We start from the raw sequence: 18,558 nt of genomic DNA, 5'->3' as shown, positions 1-18,558 counted from the left end.
CTTATTTTTTTAATATTTTAAAAGATTTATAAAGTTTATTATCCACATATATCGTCAGTACATAAAGGGATGAACTAAAATTATTTAAGCTAATCTGGGTTTCAGCTTGAGTAATTACATTTTGTTTCAAAAGCCTGCCTTGTAAGTCATAAAGACGATAGGCTCTATTTGCACCTTCCAGCTCTTCTCCTTTCATACTTACATTAACAAAATCTATCGTTGGATTTGGGAAAACAAATATTTCTGTTGTAGGTTTTTCAATTTCGGGTGTACCCAGATTTTCATCATTTTCCTGATGTTGTATACCCTGAGCCACATTATATACTGTTTGTACTCCTATATAAGTATAGAATACCTGGCCAATTGAATAAGTTACAGAACCAGAACTTCCTGTTGCATTACTACCAGATGTAATTATGGTTTCCATAATATCTTGTGTATTTTGACTATTTCCTTTAAAAGGAAAAAACAACAGCATAATTATGAGCAGATTAATAATTTTTAAATTTAGATACTTCACAGTTTTACAGGCTTATTATTTTACTGCAAAAATATTTATTTACAAAATAAAACCGATATAACTAATTTTAATTCCGATAAACGGCACTAAATGTAGTATTTTAATGACTATTTACCTACATTGAAAAAATCCTTTATAGTGCTCCTGCCTCTTTACTAAAAAAAAATAATGAACCGGAGCGTACCTAATATAACAATGGTTATGTTTTCATGAAATATATTTTCAACACCTTTTTTATTATTATCATATCTGATTTCTTTAAAAATCAGAACAGGTATTACTAGATATTTACCTTCCAAAAAACATCTAAACATCTAAACAAAAGCAACTTATTAACACGTAAAATTAAATATTTTATTTCTGTCAGAATAAATACTGTCCTGTTCAAGGGTAAATTGGTCTCAACGAGGAATTATTGCCTTTTAAAACAAAAAACAGAAAGATAAATAGGTAGGATATTTACATATAAAAATCTTGCAGTTGAAAAAAAGGAAAATTGGTAAATGAAATTGGTTTCGTAAACAACTTATCAGATTTAATAAAATTCCCCAAATCTAATTTAGAATATGTCATTCATAGATGAGAATAGCATACAAGTATAAGTGAAGAAGAAAATCTTTTAAAAAGATCATTAATAGCTAATTAACAGATATACAAAATATTTTACATCAAAATTATTAGCCAAAAAAGAATTATAACTCCCATATCTATTTGTTAGATAAACAAACTATTTACTTAAAAAAACATTCTTTTTAAGTAATAAATTACAAATATCATGACGCTAAACTCATCATATTATTTTTATCACCTTTAATTTTAATACCATTAAAATGAAAAGAACTAACAAAAATAATTTAGACAACAACATAAGTTGGACTAAAATTGCCTATCCTAAAAGTGCTCTACATGAACTTTTTGCAGAGCAAGCTGAAATTTTCCCTAATTCAATAGCTCTTGAATTTGAAGATGAAAAGATGACATATGAAGAATTGGCAAAAAAGATAAATCAAATGGCTAATTATTTTCTGGATCAAGGTTTATCCTCCGGGCAAATAGTTGCTGTTTCTATGGAGCGAAGCCCAAAATTAATTATTGCACTTTTTGCCATTTTACAATGTGGGGCATCCTATTTACCCCTAGATCCTAAATTTCCAACTGCACGTTTAGAATTTATGCTTGAAGATTCTGAGGCCAGTTTTTTGTTAACCACAAAATCAATTGTTGCTTCATTGCCTCTTTATTCAAAAACAATATTGCTCGAGGACGCATTGTCCGCAATGGAAGAATATCCTATATTACCCGTTTCAGTTACTGTTAGTAATGAAACTGTTGCATATATGATGTATACTTCCGGATCTACCGGAAAGCCCAAGGGCGTTACAGTAACTCATAGAAATTTGGTAAACTTTTTATATAGCATGGCTATTGAGCCGGGCATAAAAGTAGAAGACAAATTATTGTCGATTACAACAATTTCATTTGATATTGCAGGTCTCGAATTATTTTTACCATTAATTAACGGTTCGACCGTAGTTTTTGCTGATTATGAAACTACTCGCGATGGGCAGCTTTTGTTTCAGCTTTTACAAAAAAAAGAAATTACCATATTACAGGCTACTCCAACAACATGGCAATTACTAATTGATTCTGGCTGGGAAACCCCGTTGAGTCTAAAAGCACTTTGTGGCGGTGAAGCTTTACCTTTAAATCTGGCACGCCAATTAATTGCCAGATGTGATTCGCTTTGGAATATGTACGGGCCAACAGAAACTACAATATGGTCCGCTATAAAACAAATTCATGCAGATGATGAATTAATTACGATTGGAGGCCCTATTGCAAACACACAAATTTACTTATTAGATGAGCAAGGACAAGCTGTTGCTCCCGGAACAATTGGAGAAATAGTAATTGGTGGAGATGGAGTCGCACAAGGTTATTGGAAACGCCCGGAGCTTACAGCTGAAAAATTTATTCCAGATTCCTTTTCGACAGAACCAAATGCTATTCTTTATCGTACGGGTGACTTAGGAAAATTATTACAGAATGGAGAATTTCAATGTTTGGGGCGTATAGATCACCAAGTTAAAATTAGAGGACATCGTATTGAATTAGGTGAAATTGAAACTGCCTTAAATAGTTTTCCAGGAATAAAACAGTCAGCAGTAATTGTAAGCAATTATTATGGAAATGAAGATAAACTTATAGCTTATTTTAAATCCACTGAACAACTAAAGGATGAAAAAATAATTCATGAGGCACTTTCAAAAATTTTACCCGAAATATTATTACCCTCGAAATATGTTCAGGTAGATGATTTTCCAATAACACCAAATGGAAAAATTGATAAAAAGAATTTACCCGTTCCTGAACATAGCAGACCTGAATCTGCTCCTCTATTCAAAAAACCCAATACACAATTAGAAAAAGATATTGCAAAAATCTGGAGTGAGGAATTAAAAATAACAAGTATAGGCATAGATGATGATTTTTTTGATATTGGAGGAAGTTCTGTATTGGCACAAAAAATTACTTCGGTATTGAGACAACGTTTATCGATCGAAATACCTGTTTCAAAAATGTATATCTATCCTACAATTAGGGAGCTTGCCACAGTCTTTGGAGAGGATAAAAATGGAGAAAATAATAAGGAAGATTTGTTTGTATTTAAAGAGACTAATAACCAAAACGTTTCTGCAGATATCGCAGTAATTGGCATGGCTGGAAGATTTCCCGGTTCTGACTCGATAGAGGAATTATGGGAAAATTTAAAAACTGGAAAAGAAACCATATCCTATTTTACAAAAGACGAATTAGATATTAATTTGCCTGAAAGTCTTCGTAAAGACCTGCTTTATATAGGTGCTCGTGGAATTTTGCCTTCCGCCAAAACATTTGATGCCAATTTCTTTGGATTAAACCCACAACTCGCGGCCGCTATGGATCCGCAAATAAGAGTGTTTCTGGAAATTTCATTTGAAGCATTAGAGCAATCCGGGCATCTGCCTAAACATTATAAAGGAAGTATTGGAGTATACTCAGGCAGTGAAATTAATACTTACTACGAAAATAATATATTCTCAAACAAAGAGTTAAAAAGTTCAATAGGCGAACTTCAAATCTATACTGTTAACGGAAAAGATTTTATTGCACCCAGAACTTCGTATCATTTAAATTTAAAAGGCCCTTCTGTTAGTGTACATTCAGCTTGCTCGACTTCTTTATTAGCAATTGCTGAAGCCGTAAAAGCAATAAGAACAGGAATGTGCGACATCGCTCTTGCGGGAGGTTCCAGCGTAACTTCACCGATAAATAGCGGTCATCTTTATGATGATGGATTTATTAAAAGCCCTGATGGTTCTACCAGATCTTTTGATGCTTCTGGAAAAGGTACCGTTTTTAGTGATGGTGCCGGAGTTGTTTTACTTAAAAGATTAGAAGAAGCTGAAAAAGATGGAGATATTATCTACGGAGTTATTAAAGGCGTTGGTGTAAATAACGACGGAGGCGAGAAAGGTAGTTTTATGGCACCAAGTCCTAAAGGTCAGGCCGGAGCAATAATTAATGCATTTAATGATGCTAAGATATCACCTTCAACTATTAGTTATATGGAAGCACATGGCACCGCAACTCCCATTGGTGACCCAATAGAGATAGAAGGACTTAAAATTGCCTATGGTAAACAAGAAAGAAATGGTTACTGTGCTTTGGGATCCATAAAAAGTAATATGGGACACACCACCGCAGCTGCAGGCGTTGCAGGTTTAATAAAAACATTATTAGCAATGCGCCACAAGCAAATACCTCCAATGGTTAATTTCAATAAACCAAATCCAAATATAGATTTTGATAATAGTCCATTTTATATCAATAACAAATTAATTGACTGGAAAGCAGATGGAAAAAGAAGAGCTGGTGTGAGCTCATTTGGTATAGGAAGCACAAATGTTCATGTTATTGTCGAAGAATATGAGATGAAATCTTTACCACCTTCAACTACACGACCTCTTCAACTACTCATGTGGTCTGCTAAAAACCAAAATAGTTTATTGAGCTATGAAAATGAATTAGGTAAATTTATTGATACTTCAAAAAATACAGCTTTAGCAGATGTGGCTTATTCATTAAATGTAACCAGAGACGATTTTAACCACAGAAGCTTTTTAATAGCCGATACTGCGAGTGATGCCGTTGAAAAATTAATTTCTCTTAAAACAAAAAGTATTAAATCTGCACTTTTAAAAAGTGTACCTGGCGAAATGGGATTCTTATTCCCGGGACAAGGAGCCCAGTACTTGCAAATGGGTAAAACCCTCTACGATAATGAACAAGTATATCGCAATGCAGTAGATAAATGTGCTGAATTATTGATGGAAGATTTAAAATTAGATATTCGCCATATAATCTATCCTGAAATTAACTCAGCTGAAGCAGAAGAACTTTTAAAAGATACCCGCTTAACGCAACCTTCTCTATTTGTTACCGAATATGCATTGTCTCAATTATGGATGAGTTGGGGAATAAAACCAACTTTTCTTTGTGGTCATAGTATTGGTGAATTTGCTGCAGCACATTTGGCAGGAATAATGAATTTAAAAGACGCATTGCACATCGTTGCTGTGAGAGGACGATTAATAAGCGAACTTCCAGGGGGATCTATGCTGGCTGTACGTGTACCTATTGAGAAATTAAATGAATTGCTTCCCGACACACTTTCAATTGCAGCAATAAACTCAAAGCAGTTTTGTGTGGTTTCAGGCACAAAAGAAGATATTGCTGATTTTAATAGCAAACTTGATTCGCAAGAGATTCCAAACAAAATACTCCTTACCAGTCATGCTTTTCACTCTTTTATGATGGATCCTATTTTAGAATCTTTTAAAAATGAAGTAGAAAAAATTAAATTAAATATACCTCGCCTGCCTATTATTTCAACAGTAACAGGAACCTGGCTTACAGATACAGAAGCTACAAATCCTATGTATTGGGTTAGCCATTTAAAAAACACCGTGAGATTTGCAGATGCAATGGATACCGCATTTGATTTGGATGATTATATATTATTAGAAGTTGGCCCTGGGCAAACTCTAATAACTTTAGCGCGACAACAGGCTGTTGGTAAAGTCATACCTGCTTTTCCTAGTCTAACTTTTCCTAAGGATGAACAAGAAAATGAATATTCTACCTTGTTAAATGCTTTAGGAGACTTATGGATTAGAGGCATAACCCCTGACTGGCATGCTTTTTTTAATCAACAACAAAGACAAAAAATCGAATTGCCAAGTTATGTTTTTGATCGCAAGCCATGCTGGATTGAACCTTTACGCACAATTGAAACAGCTGTATTGCAAAAAACTATAACTGCTGATATAACACCGGTTTTGAATACGCAAAGTACTACAATAGAAACGGATACAGCTACTCTTCAAACAAACCATTCAAGAAAAGATTCAATACTTTTTAAGATTTCGGAAATTATTAGAAATGCATCAGGAATAAATTATGAATCCGACGCAGCATCAAATACTTTCTTAGAACTTGGGCTTGATTCTTTATCTCTGACCCAATTATCAGGAAAATTGAAAAAAGAGTTTGACTTACCAATTACTTTCAGACAACTCAACGAAGCTTTTTCAACACCATCTCTTTTAGCTGATTATATAGATCTTAACCTTCCCGAAGAAGATCTTTGTGAACCAAAAAAAGAAATTGAAATAATTCCTAATGAAACTATTGGATCTAATGTTTTAATAAATGACTCTCAATTAATTCCCAATCACAATCAAATTTCATTGGAACTAATTGTCCAGCAAATTCATCTTTTAAGCCAAAAGATAGACCAATTACAAAATCATCAAAATACGCCATTAAATGGAAAATCTTCTAATGGAAGTCTTAAAATGGAACATTTAGATGCAGTTAATTTTAATCCTGAAAGTCCCCTTGAAACACATGAAACCCCGCAACCTGAAATTCTTTTTAAGATCTCAAAAATTAATGATCAACAATTATCAGAAAATAGAATTCCAGATAAAAAGTATATCATAATGGCAAATGAGCCTCCTTTAAAAGGAAGTAAATTGGGGCGAGATGAAAACGGAAATCCAGCGTGGTTCATCGAAGATTCTACTAAAAAAGGAAGATTCACAAAGATGAAACTATTGGAATCTGGTAGCCATGATTAATAATAAATTATTTTAAGTTGTCAATTTAAAAACTGTGCAATTTCATTTAAAAATAGAATTATGATAGTAATGAAAAACAAACCTCAACCACAACCTCAAATTAAAAATGAAAATGAAATTCAATTTAATCCTTTTTTACCTGAAATTGAAAGAGTAATTTATTCAACAAATTCACAACAGGAAATATGGTCAGATTGTATTTTTGGAAGTGATGAAGCCAATAAAGCATACAACTTATCTTTTTCGATTAAATTTAAGGGTAATTTAGTTATAGATACGTTTGAAGAGGCGCTAAAAACTCTAGTGCAACGTCATGAAGGCCTCCGAGCCACATTTAGTCCAGACGGACACTTTATGTGTATTTATACGGGAGGTGATGTCAAAATTTCTTATACTAATTTTTCTAACCTGGAAGCTAATGAAAAAGAAAATTCAATAAAAAGTATAGTTAAAGAAGAAGTGAACACTCTTTTTGACCTTGTCAATGGTCCTCTGTTAAGAGTTAGTGTAATTAATGTCGAAGATTTTGAATATTTAGTCACCCTTACAATTCACCATATTATAGGTGATGGACTAAGTATTGATATAATGTTAGAAGAACTCGGCACAATTTATTCAGCGTATATTGAAAATAAAGTACCGAAGCTTCCTGCTCCGGAGCGATTCAGTGATTTTGCTGAAAAAATAAATTCTTTTATGGAAAGTACTGAATATCAAAATTTAGAAGATTTTTGGCTAAATATCTATAAAGAATCAGTTCCCATAATGGAACTACCACTAGATTACGAAAGACCATCATTACGAACCTATAATAGTGATCGTCTCGATTTTCCTGTAGATGATAAAATTATAACCTCACTAAAAAATATAGGAATTAATGCCGGTTGTAGTTTGGTGACCACAATACTAGCAGCCTTTGAGGTCTTTTTATGCAAGCTTACTGGGCAACACGATTTGGTTGTAGGATTCCCTTCTTCAGGAAATACATTATATGATATGCGACAACTGATTGGAGATTGCGTTAATTTACTTCCACTACGTAGTAAAATTAATCCTGACATTAGCTTTTTAGACTATCTAAAGCAAAGAAATTCTCAGTTGTTTGATGCGTATGAACATCAACAAGTTAGTTTTGGTCATCTTCTTAAGAGTCTTGCAATTCCCAGAGACCCTTCAAGAATTCCGTTAGTTCCGGTTATACTAACAGTTGATTTGAATCGGACTATCGAAAATGAATTTTCATTTACGGGTCTTACTCACGATTTAAACATGAATCCGAGAGAATACGGAACCTTCGAAATTCAACTTCATATTTTTAAATCTAAAAATGGACCTATATTTCAATGGTCCTATAATACTACATTATTCAAACCAGAAAAAATAAATCAAATGATGCTTTCATTTGAAGATATAATGCATAAACTAATATCAGGTTCAGACAATCCATTATCAGATTTACTAGGAGGCAACTATTTAGCAGATTACGACATCTTAAATAGTACTGAAATGCCATATCCAAATGTAACGTTGACGGAGTTACTCAGAAAACAAGCAGAAATTACACCTAAAAATATAGCCTTAGAATTTCATGATTCAAAAACTACTTACGCCGGGTTACATGAAAAAGTGAACCAATTAGCACATTATTTAAAAGCGCAGGGAATACAATCTGGTGATTTTATTGCCGTTTCTTTTTCACGAAGCCCGGAACTGCTTTACACTTTATTAGCAATTTTACAATGTGGAGCAGCCTATATACCATTGGATCCCGAATATCCAAAAGAACGTTTAGATTTTATGCTTAATGATTCTGATGCAAAGATGTTAATAACCAGTAAAACTTTATTTGCATCCTTACCGTCATGGTCGCATACTATTTTTATAGAAGATGCTATTGATTTATTAAACCAATATTCTGCCTTACCGCTTGCTTTTACCGTTAGTTCCGATAATGTTGCTTATATACTGTATACATCAGGATCAACCGGCAACCCAAAAGGAGTTCCTATCACCCATAAAAATTTGGTTAACTTTCTTTTGAGTATGGCCTTAGAACCAGGTATTAACGAAAATGACAGAATATTATCTATAACCACTATCTCCTTTGATATTGCAGGATTAGAATTGTATTTACCACTTATTAAAGGCGCAACATTAATAATAGCAGACCATGAAACAGCCAGAGATGGAAGACTTTTACTTGAATTAATAAAAAAAGGAAACATCAATTTTCTCCAAGCGACTCCTACAACCTGGTCAATGCTTTTAGACTCTGGTTGGACTGAACCTTTACCGCTTAAAGCTTTATGCGGTGGTGAAGCTATGCCAGAAGATCTTGCCAAAGAACTTGTAAGTAAATGCCATACGCTTTGGAATGTCTATGGTCCAACAGAAACTACCATTTTTTCATCCATAAAACAAATAAATACTGATGATAAAGTAATAACAATTGGAAAACCTATTGCAAATACACAATTTTACATCATTGACGAGCAAGGACAACTTGCCGCACCAGGAAAGATTGGTGAAATTGTAATAGGTGGTGACGGTGTTGCAAAAGGCTACTGGAAAAGACCAGAACTTACATCAGAAAAATTTATTAAAAATAGATTTTCTGCAGGCAAAAACGATATAATTTATCGTACAGGTGATTTAGGAAAAATACTTCCAAACAACGAAATAGAATGCTTAGGACGTATCGATCAACAAGTTAAAATTAGAGGACATCGTATCGAACCAGGAGAAGTAGAACAAGCACTACTATTACTTGATGGCATCAAATATGCCGTTGTATTAGCTGACGAAAATTTTCTTGTAGCACATATTGTTCCTCATTCCAATATAGAAAGTAATGAAAATCTAATACCTATATGGCGCGAAGCTTTGGCATCAAAATTACCGTCACAATTAATTCCACATAATTTTAATTTAATAGAGAAAATGCCAACAACGCTTAATGGCAAAATAGACCGTAAAGCATTATCAAATTATAAAGTAGTTAAAAAAGTTAAATATACCGCTCCCCGAACAGAGGAAGAAAGTATAGTTGCGGCTATTTGGAAAGAAAGCTTAAACATACAGAATATCGATATTTTTAGTGATTTCTTCGAGATGGGAGGACATTCAATCAAGGGAGTAAAAGTTATGATTGAAATAGAGAGACACACTGGCAAGCGAATTCCGTTGTCTGCTTTATTTAAATATTCAACAGTAGAAAAATTTGCTAAGCTACTAAACACGGGAACCGAAATTTATGCAGAATGTTTAGTCCCAATAAAACCTGATGGAAACAAAGTACCTCTTTTTATCGTACACGGAGCAGGACTTAATGTTTTAAACTTTATCAATTTAAGTAAACACTTTGATGAGGATCAACCTATTTATGGTATTCAGGGCACAAAACCGAAAGGTTTTGATGGATGGTATGAATCAATTGAAGCTATGGCAACACATTATATAAATGCCATCATAAAAGTAAACCCAAAGGGACCATACGCCTTAGCAGGTTTTTCTTTTGGTGGCATTGTTGCCTTCGAAATGACGCGTCAGTTAAAAGAACAAGGAAAAACAGTAACCCTAACGGCACTACTTGACTCTTATGCTGATTCTTCTTATTATTATGGAAGTTACAGACGAAAACAATTAGTCAGATACTTTGATATTACCCACAGAAGATTAGACTTTTTAAAAGAAATGCTATTGAGCTGGAAGGGTTTTAAAATGCGTTTTAATGGGAAAAAAGATTATATCTTAAAAAGACATTTTGGCAAGAACGATACGATGACTGAACAAGAAGCTTTGGCCCTTAAACAATTCATAGAAGCTGATAATTTGGTTAAAAAAATTGTTGATCGCTATCACCTTAAACCACAAAACTTTGAAGTAGACTTATTTAGAGCAAAAGATGATATTAACTATAAATTAGACCCTACGCATTTAGGATGGAAAAAAGCGGCATTAGAGGGCGTAACAATTCATAATATCCCAGGTAATCATTTAGACATTGTGTCGCCACCAAATGATAGAGTATTAGCGCGACTAATTCAGGATGTTTTAGATAAAAAACATGAAGACATCTAGACTCTATATTTCTTTTTCAAATATCAAGAGTGTTAAGTTATTCTCTGGTAAGGAATATTCATTAAATACTAATGATATAATTATTTACTGTATTTATTTACCTGACTTCATCGATTTAAAATCTGATTTGTATGAGTTCCTTAATTCAATAGAAATTAAAAAAGCAAAACGCTTTTACAAAGAAATAGACAGAAACCGATTCATTACATACAGAGCGATTTTAAAAATAATTTTAGGAGCCTATACTAAATTAGCTGTAAAAAATATTTATCTTGATTATGATTTTAATAAAAAACCGTATCTGGCTTCACATCCATGGTTACATTTCAATATTTCACATTCCGAAAACTTTGCAATAATTGCAATTTCACGTAAAAAAGTGGGAATAGATATTGAATATCTATCTGAAGACTTTAAATTCACAAATCTTCTGCCAGATATTTTTGATGAAAAGGAAAGATTAACAATACAAAACGCCGCTGACAAGAAAAAAACTTTCTATAGTTTATGGACGCGAAAAGAATCTTTTGTCAAAGCATTAGGAAAAGGTATTGATGAAGATTTTAAGTATATTCCATCATTAGACGGATACCATAATGTAGACTTTAGTCTAATAAAAAATACTCAAAACTGGCAGGTATATAGTTTTGAGATTTCAGATTACTATTTGGGCGCTATAGCTTTTGAAGGTTTATCACCAATATCTAATAATCTAAAAATGTATAGCATACCAAATACTATGACAGATTTATTAAAGCTAATTCCAATTAAATAAATAATTTGATAACTTTAACTGTAACTGTAATAATGAAAAAAAACTTTTAGTTAACTACAAGCTTGTAATAAAAAGTCAAGGTATTCTCCTGCCAAAACTAAAAGAGTTAAAATACTAATTTGCAGTATCTTAAACTATTATTAATTCCCCTTATAATGGACATTATGTATTATTTTGAGTAAATTTGTATCTTGAAGATGTTACCTGCACACACTATTCTTTTAGGCCAAATTTAAACACTAGGGCTAATAGCAAAATTGACATATAGCTCTATTTTAAGTAAAAGTAATTTTTCTTCCTATTCCTTAAAATAGCTGTAATAGAATTGGAACTGAATTACCTCTGAGTACTACTTTATCAGCTCTAGTAATGCCTCATAACAAGCCCTACAGAATAATCAATCTCAATCAATTTTGAGCTGATTCAAGCCGTTTCATGGTTATTAAAAACCGGTAATAAGCAATTTAGCATAACTTTAATATAAAATACTGTTATTATGGAAACGAATAACATGCAATTTGACCCTATCAAGTATAAAAGCACCACGCGTGAACAATGGCAAGAAGCAGCTAACGCCTGGTACCGATGGAGTGATACGTTGCATCAGTGGCTGGGGCCTTCAACTGACAGAATGCTGGAACTTGCTAATATTACGAAAGGCAGCCACGTTTTGGATATTGCTGCCGGAGCTGGGGAACAAACCATTACTACCGCAAAGAAAGTAGGGATCTCAGGTTATGTTTTAGCGACAGATATTTCTCCTAATATTCTTGAGTATGCCAAAAAAATGGTCACTGATAATGGCTTACATAATGTTGAAACAAGAGTAATGGATGGTGAGAATCTGGAACTGGATGATGCATCCTTTGATGCTGTAATTTCGAGGGTTGGTTTGATTTATTTTCCCAATCAACAAAAGGCATTGAAAGAAATTTTAAGGGTACTAAAGCCCGGTGGAAAAGTAGCCGCAATTGTTTATTCGACCCCAGAAAAAAATAAATTTTTCTCCATCCCTGTTTCGATCATTCGAAACCGCGCTAAATTACCACCACCACTAGTAGGTCAGCCAGGCCCCTTCAGTTTAGGTTCTGAAGGTGTTATAGAGAAAGCATTTACTGATGCCGGATTTGTTAATATAAAATCTGAGCTTGTTGATTCACCCCTACATTTATCTTCAGCGGCTGAATGTGTACAGTTTGAAAAAGAGTCTTTTGGTGCCTTGCATCAAATGTTAAGCAGTTTATCAGATATGGAAAAAGACTCTGTATGGCTTGAGATCGAAAATGAACTTAAAAATTTTGAATCCGATAACCGTTTTATTGGCCCTTGTGAAATGATTGTGGCAATGGGAGAAAAAAAATGAATCATTGATTCTTATAAGTCTTTAATAAATTCAAGAACTTAAAAAATCAAATTATGCGAAACATTTTCTATTTATTTTGTTCAATGTTAATTTGCTGTTCCTGCAATCGGGATTCAAAGAAAAAACCAACTACAACAAGTAGTGTAACCACTAACTACAGCTGCAGCATACCTGAAGTTTCAGACAAAAGCTGGTATTCATCAGATAAAAAAGCACCATTATTTAGAGGGCTTGATGGATTTAATTTTTTAATAACTACAAAAAATACAGAAGTCCAACAATATTTCAATCAAGGATTAATGCTTTCCTTCGGATTTAATCACGCCGAAGCAGCCCGCTCCTTTTTTGAAATTACACGACAGGAACCTCAATGCGCGATGGGATGGTGGGGTTATGCCTATGTTCTTGGCCCCAATTACAATGCCGGTATGGAAAAAGATAATTTTATACGGGCTTTCGACGCTGTAAAAAAAGCAAAGCTATATTCGCCATCTTGTACTGAAAAAGAAAAAGATTTGATTGATGCTTTAACACATCGTTACTCTAAAGATACTACAATAGTACGATCAGTACTCGATTCTTCTTATGCTGCCGCCATGCGAAAAGTATATAAAAAATATCCTAAAGACGTTATGGTAGGGACACTTTTTGCAGAATCTTTAATGGATCAACATCCTTGGGATTTATGGAAAAAGGACGGAAAACCCCAGCTCTGGACGCCAGAAATAATAAGAGTACTTAAAGAATGTATCGCGAGAGAACCAAAACATGCTGGCGCAAACCATCTTTATATACATGCTGAAGAAATGTCTCAACATCCTGAAAATGCCGAAACCAGTGCCGATTTACTTTGCAGTTTAGTTCCAGGTTCCGGACATTTAGTACATATGCCGTCACATATTTATATAAGAACCGGCCGTTATCATGATGGTGTCACTGTTAATCAAAAGGCAGTTGAAATTGACAGCTTGTACGTTGATGCTTGCCATGCTCAGGGAGCATATCCCCTTGCCTATTATCCTCATAATTATCATTTTCTTTCGGCCTGTGCCACACTAAGCGGAGAAAGTAAACTTGCTATAAAAGGCGCATTTGCCACGGCTAATCATGCCCATAAAAAACTACTTCGTGATCCTGCATGGTCTACTTTACAACATTATTACGCTATTCCCTGGTATGTTCAGGTAAAACTTGGTTTATGGCAAGAAATCCTAAATGCTCCTTCGCCTGAAAAAGAATTAAAATACCCATCAGTAATTTGGCATTATGCGCAAGGAATGGCAATGTTATCAAAAAGTCAAACAGCCGAAGCAAAAAAACACCTTGCCTCCATGAGAAAAATAATGACCGATCCTAAAATAAAAGATTTAACAATTTGGGGAATCAACAGCGTATTTGACTTATGTGAAATTGCCTCAAAAACTTTGGAAGGAGAAATTTACGCAAGAGAAAAAAAATACAGTCAGGCCATTCTGCTTTTAAAAGAAGCCGTAGCAAAAGAAGATGAACTAAATTATAATGAGCCGCCAGATTGGTTTTTTTCCGTTCGTCATCATTTGGGCGCAGTTTTGATTAGTGCAGGAAAATATAGCGATGCTGTAAAAATATATGAAGATGATTTAAAAAACTTCCCCGATAACGGCTGGGCTTTGAAAGGACTGACTATTGCTTTTGAAAAACTTAATGATAAAAAGAAATATAACGAAGCAAAAACTCGCTTTAATAATGCCTGGAAATATGCGGATATTAAAATTACTTCTTCAAGGATATTGTAAAAACCAAATTAGTTCAAAATGCCGCACATACCATCAGTCAAATATATTTTTATAAATTTGCTGCAATTACTGGATTAATGTGTTCTTAAAAAAGATTTTACTACAATTTAGCAAGATTCTGCATTCTACTAAAAAGAATAAGGTTTGTTTGTTTTTGTTTCATCTTATTTAGCTCCCTAATTTCTGCATCATCAAATCAATGACTATACAAGATTTAATTGGCACCTATTCTATCTCCGGAAGCAATCAGGATGAAAGCCCAGAACTAACCTATAAAGGCATTTTGACTTTATCGTTAGACAAAAATAACCGAATTATTGCGCATTGGGTTATTAATAACACACAGGAACAAAAAGGTTACGGTTTCTTTAAAGATAATATTCTGGTAATTAATTTTAACTACAAAGGAGAAAATAATAAAACGTTTAAAGGAGTTGCAGTTTACCGATGCATAACCAAAGATGTGCTGGATGGCTTTTGGTCTGAAAAACACGGAAATCCCCTTTATCTGGGTACTGAACATTGTTTAAGGACAGAAAGTATGGAGAGACTAAACTAAAAATTGTTTAAGAACGAGGTTTAGGCAAGTTTCTGTCGTACATAATAATAGTTCCTGCCACAGCCACATTTAAGCTTTTTATCGATTTAAATTTTACCAGATGATGGCATTTAGCCATTACTTTTTTGGATAAACCATGGTCTTCTGCTCCCAATAAATAAACACAACGTCTTGGATGTTCAAAGGTTTCTAAATCTGAAGCTTTATCATCTAATTCAACACCAACTAATCGCGCACCTTTAGGTAAATTTTCAAAAAAAGCTTCAAAAGTATCATAATGAAAATAAGGAATTGCTTTTACTGCATCATGAGTATCACAAGCTTGTTTGGCGTAGCGATTACCAATCGTAAAGATAAAAGTAGCACCTAAATTTTGAGCCGATCGCCACAAAACACCTAAATTTTCAGGCGTTTTACCATTTTGTATCCCGATCCCAAAATATTCATTTATAAAATTATCATTCATAAATGCAAAAGTACAAACTGTAAGTAGATAAATCAATTTTTTATTAAGCCGAAAGGAAGCCTCTATATTGGTGCTTCCTTTTTAATCTAAAATATTCGTTTTTCTAACTTTGTATGGTGTTTTACAAAGATTTACTTTTAAAAACAGTTAATTTTTCTCTTGTCATTTCATTTATAGTATACGAAATACCACCCATTCCCAAACCTGAGGCATCTCTACCGCCAAATGGCATCCAGTCTACTCTAAATGCGGTATTGTCATTAATCATGACAGCAGTAGCGTTTAGTCTTTTGGCAGTATCCAGAGCAATATCTATATTTTTTGTAAAAACAGCTGCTTGAAAATGTACTTCTAAGGCATTTGCTTTTTTTATTGCCTCTTCCCTATCTCTAAAAGGATACACACAAACAACCGGGCCAAAAATTTCACTAGTTGATACTTTAGAATCTTCTGAGGGGTTAAACAAAATTGTCGGCTCAAAACAAGTATCTGAAATTCTTTTTCCTCCGGCAACTACTCTAGCACCCTGATCAATAGCTTCGTTAACCCATTCTTCAACACGATTAACTTCCTTTGGTGTAATAAGCGAACCAACATCCGTTTCTTTATCAAATGGATTTCCAACTACTAGTTTATGGGTTGCCTCAGAAAACTGCTCGATAAAACGGTCGCAAATTTCCTGATTGACATAAATTTTCTGAACCGAAACACAAACCTGTCCTGCATGATAAAATCCTCCCTTTACCAAATCCGGAATCATTTCACTAAAATCGGCATCACGCTCTACAATTACGGGTGCTGCTCCGCCGTGTTCTAATGCACATCTGGTTCCTGGAGACAATTTGCTTTTTAAATACCAGCCTACTTTTGCTGAACCAATGAAAGAGAAAAAATGAACTCTTGAATCTGTAACTAACAATTCTGCTGTTTCATTATCACATAATACCACTTGCAACCATCCCTCCGGCAAACCGGCTTCTTTTAAAATAGCCGCCAATGCAAGACCTGATAATGGTGTATTGCTTGAGGGTTTAAATATGACCGGACAACCAGCGGCAACAGCAGTCGCAATTTGATGAACCGCTAAATTTAATGGATGATTAAATGCACTCACTGCTACCACAACTCCAATTGGTTCTTTAGAAGTAAAAGCAATTCTGTTTAAAGAAGCTTCGGTAAGTCCCATCGGAATTTGTTCACCTTTTATTTGCGATATATGTTCAGCTGCTAACTTTACTCCTTTTATAGCTCTAAGTATTTCTGCTTTTGAATCCTTATAAGGCTTTCCGCCTTCGCTAATAGCCAAATGTATGAGTTCCTCGCTTCTGTCATGCATTATCGAAGCTGCCTTTTCTAATATCTCAATTCTCTTAAAAGCCGGAATCCAGCCAGATTGATTATCAAATAAATTCTGAGCGGTTTCCAGTATAGTATCAATATCATTTTTATTGATCAGCGGTAACTCTTTTACAAAACTTTGATCGTATGGGAATATTATTTTTGTGGTGTTTTCCATAATTATTTTTTTAGACATGAACTTTACTATTTAAAGCAATTTCATGATATGTACTTTAAATTTAATCAAATTATCAATGATTACAATGGCTCAAACCACAATTCGAAGTTAATATTCTAATAGTGTTGTTAAAATAATCTCTCTATTTTCTAATAGCGGAACAATTTTACCTAAAACCAAATCTTGAAAATAGGGCGAATTGCGGTGCTCTGCAACAGCCGCTTCATTACTATATCCTTCAAATAAAATTATTGTATTCAAATCTGATTTACTTTGATGAATTTTGTAAAACAAATTACCCTCTTCTTTAATGCTTTCGTTATGTACCGTCTTTAGTAATTGTAAAACATTTTCAATCTGACCTTCTTTTACTTTCCATGTAGCAAAAACATGAATTGGATTTTGATTTTCCATTTTGATTTCTTTTAATTAATTGTAAATTCAACTTTAGGATTAAATGATATTGACCTTCCTCTTTCTTTTGAAGAAGGCCGATAGCATTACATCAATTACTTTTTAGCAGATTCTAGAATGACAATCATTTTTTCAGCTACCCCTTTTGCAGAAGCAGGATTTTGTCCCGTCACCAAATTACCATCAGCAATACTATGCGCTGACCATACTGCAGCGGCATGAAACTTTGCACCTTGTTTGGTTAAAGCAGTTTCTAATAAGAAAGGCACATCCGCAATAGCGTAACCTCTTTCTTCTTCATCTGTAAATGAAGTAATGTTCTTACCATTTACCAGATACGATCCGTTGCTTAATTTTACATTTAATAAAGATACTGGACCGTGACAGACCGCGCCTACAACTGCATTTCGTTCGTAGGTTTCTTTAATTACATTTTTCAAAAGTTCATTTTCTGGCATATCTACCATTGGTGCTAATCCGCCGGGAACAAAAACGGCATCGTATTTAGCAACATCAACTGTTGAGAGTTTAACTGCTTTTTGCATAGTTTCCCATCCTTTTCCTGTTAGAAAAGTAAGGTTATCAGGATCATTTGCCAGATTAAGCGCATCTAAATATGGAGTATCTCCAGTTAAGCTTGCAAAGTCTATTTCATAATTTGCTCGTTCAAATTCGGCATAAGGGTGTGCAACTTCAGGAAGAAAAGTTCCTGTTCTTCTGTTATTTGGTCCAATTGCATTGGCATTAGATACAATAATTAAAATTTTCTTTTTCATTGTGGATTCATTTTTAAGTTTTGTTTGTTGTTTAACTGATGTGTTTTCTTTTTTAGTTTGTGCATTAGAAGCAAAAGCAATTGCCAGGGTTAAAATCAGAAGTCTTTTCATTTCTATAAATTTTTATTG

At 33.8% G+C, this 18,558-nt stretch carries 11 protein-coding genes; 6 read left to right on the top strand and 5 right to left on the bottom strand.

Going from position 1 to position 18,558, the window contains the following annotated elements:
- Position 1: 1 nt before the first annotated feature.
- Positions 2-427, bottom strand: a complete 426-nt coding sequence (locus BUA98_RS15515) for a T9SS type A sorting domain-containing protein (protein WP_159433475.1) — start codon at positions 425-427, stop codon at positions 2-4.
- A gap of 923 nt (positions 428-1,350) precedes the next feature.
- On the opposite strand from BUA98_RS15515, the gene BUA98_RS15510 reads away from it, so the two are divergent.
- From BUA98_RS15510 to BUA98_RS15485, 6 genes are all read left to right on the top strand, one after another.
- Positions 1,351-6,705 (top strand): type I polyketide synthase, encoded by a 5,355-nt coding sequence (locus tag BUA98_RS15510; protein ID WP_072973984.1) that lies wholly within the window; start codon positions 1,351-1,353, stop codon positions 6,703-6,705.
- A 60-nt stretch (positions 6,706-6,765) separates the two neighbouring features.
- On the top strand, positions 6,766-10,785 hold the full coding sequence (locus BUA98_RS15505; protein ID WP_086065368.1) for a non-ribosomal peptide synthetase: 4,020 nt from the start codon (positions 6,766-6,768) through the stop codon (positions 10,783-10,785).
- On the top strand, positions 10,772-11,560 hold the full coding sequence (locus BUA98_RS15500; RefSeq protein ID WP_072973980.1) for a 4'-phosphopantetheinyl transferase family protein: 789 nt from the start codon (positions 10,772-10,774) through the stop codon (positions 11,558-11,560). The genes BUA98_RS15505 and BUA98_RS15500 overlap by 14 nt, the downstream gene beginning before the upstream one ends.
- A gap of 496 nt (positions 11,561-12,056) precedes the next feature.
- Positions 12,057-12,923: a class I SAM-dependent methyltransferase gene (locus tag BUA98_RS15495; protein WP_072973978.1), complete on the top strand. Its 867-nt coding sequence runs from the start codon at positions 12,057-12,059 to the stop codon at positions 12,921-12,923.
- 53 nt (positions 12,924-12,976) lie between these two features.
- A complete protein-coding gene (locus BUA98_RS15490) occupies positions 12,977-14,698 on the top strand; it encodes a tetratricopeptide repeat protein (protein ID WP_072973976.1) in 1,722 nt (573 codons plus the stop codon).
- Between the two features lie 199 nt (positions 14,699-14,897).
- Complete coding sequence (locus tag BUA98_RS15485) at positions 14,898-15,257, top strand: hypothetical protein (RefSeq protein ID WP_072973974.1); 360 nt, start codon at positions 14,898-14,900, stop codon at positions 15,255-15,257.
- A gap of 7 nt (positions 15,258-15,264) precedes the next feature.
- On the opposite strand, the gene BUA98_RS15480 is transcribed toward BUA98_RS15485, so the two are convergent.
- From BUA98_RS15480 to BUA98_RS15465, 4 genes are all read right to left on the bottom strand, one after another.
- A complete protein-coding gene (locus BUA98_RS15480; protein ID WP_072973973.1) occupies positions 15,265-15,723 on the bottom strand; it encodes an RNA methyltransferase in 459 nt (152 codons plus the stop codon).
- A 121-nt stretch (positions 15,724-15,844) separates the two neighbouring features.
- Positions 15,845-17,239: an aldehyde dehydrogenase family protein gene (locus BUA98_RS15475; RefSeq protein ID WP_072974128.1), complete on the bottom strand. Its 1,395-nt coding sequence runs from the start codon at positions 17,237-17,239 to the stop codon at positions 15,845-15,847.
- Positions 17,240-17,347: 108 nt separating this feature from the next.
- Complete coding sequence (locus BUA98_RS15470) at positions 17,348-17,653, bottom strand: putative quinol monooxygenase (RefSeq protein ID WP_072973971.1); 306 nt, start codon at positions 17,651-17,653, stop codon at positions 17,348-17,350.
- A 95-nt stretch (positions 17,654-17,748) separates the two neighbouring features.
- A complete protein-coding gene (locus BUA98_RS15465) occupies positions 17,749-18,540 on the bottom strand; it encodes a type 1 glutamine amidotransferase domain-containing protein (protein ID WP_208857996.1) in 792 nt (263 codons plus the stop codon).
- Between the last annotated feature and the right edge of the window lie 18 nt (positions 18,541-18,558).

It is taken from the genome of Flavobacterium saccharophilum (assembly GCF_900142735.1).
In the GTDB taxonomy this organism is placed as follows: Bacteria; Bacteroidota; Bacteroidia; order Flavobacteriales; family Flavobacteriaceae; genus Flavobacterium; species Flavobacterium saccharophilum.
The sequence above is the reverse complement of the archived record's forward strand: the minus strand, read 5'-3'. Positions and strand labels throughout refer to the sequence as shown.

Excerpts from the sequence above, each read along its gene's own strand:
- BUA98_RS15515 (WP_159433475.1), bottom strand. The coding sequence starts at position 427 with ATGGAAACCATAATTACATCTGGTAGTAATGCAACAGGAAGTTCTGGT.
- BUA98_RS15510 (WP_072973984.1), top strand. The coding sequence starts at position 1,351 with ATGAAAAGAACTAACAAAAATAATTTAGACAACAACATAAGTTGGACT.
- BUA98_RS15505 (WP_086065368.1), top strand. The coding sequence starts at position 6,766 with ATGATAGTAATGAAAAACAAACCTCAACCACAACCTCAAATTAAAAAT.
- BUA98_RS15500 (WP_072973980.1), top strand. The coding sequence starts at position 10,772 with ATGAAGACATCTAGACTCTATATTTCTTTTTCAAATATCAAGAGTGTT.
- BUA98_RS15495 (WP_072973978.1), top strand. The coding sequence starts at position 12,057 with ATGGAAACGAATAACATGCAATTTGACCCTATCAAGTATAAAAGCACC.
- BUA98_RS15490 (WP_072973976.1), top strand. The coding sequence starts at position 12,977 with ATGCGAAACATTTTCTATTTATTTTGTTCAATGTTAATTTGCTGTTCC.
- BUA98_RS15485 (WP_072973974.1), top strand. The coding sequence starts at position 14,898 with ATGACTATACAAGATTTAATTGGCACCTATTCTATCTCCGGAAGCAAT.
- BUA98_RS15480 (WP_072973973.1), bottom strand. The coding sequence starts at position 15,723 with ATGAATGATAATTTTATAAATGAATATTTTGGGATCGGGATACAAAAT.
- BUA98_RS15475 (WP_072974128.1), bottom strand. The coding sequence starts at position 17,239 with ATGGAAAACACCACAAAAATAATATTCCCATACGATCAAAGTTTTGTA.
- BUA98_RS15470 (WP_072973971.1), bottom strand. The coding sequence starts at position 17,653 with ATGGAAAATCAAAATCCAATTCATGTTTTTGCTACATGGAAAGTAAAA.
- BUA98_RS15465 (WP_208857996.1), bottom strand. The coding sequence starts at position 18,540 with ATGAAAAGACTTCTGATTTTAACCCTGGCAATTGCTTTTGCTTCTAAT.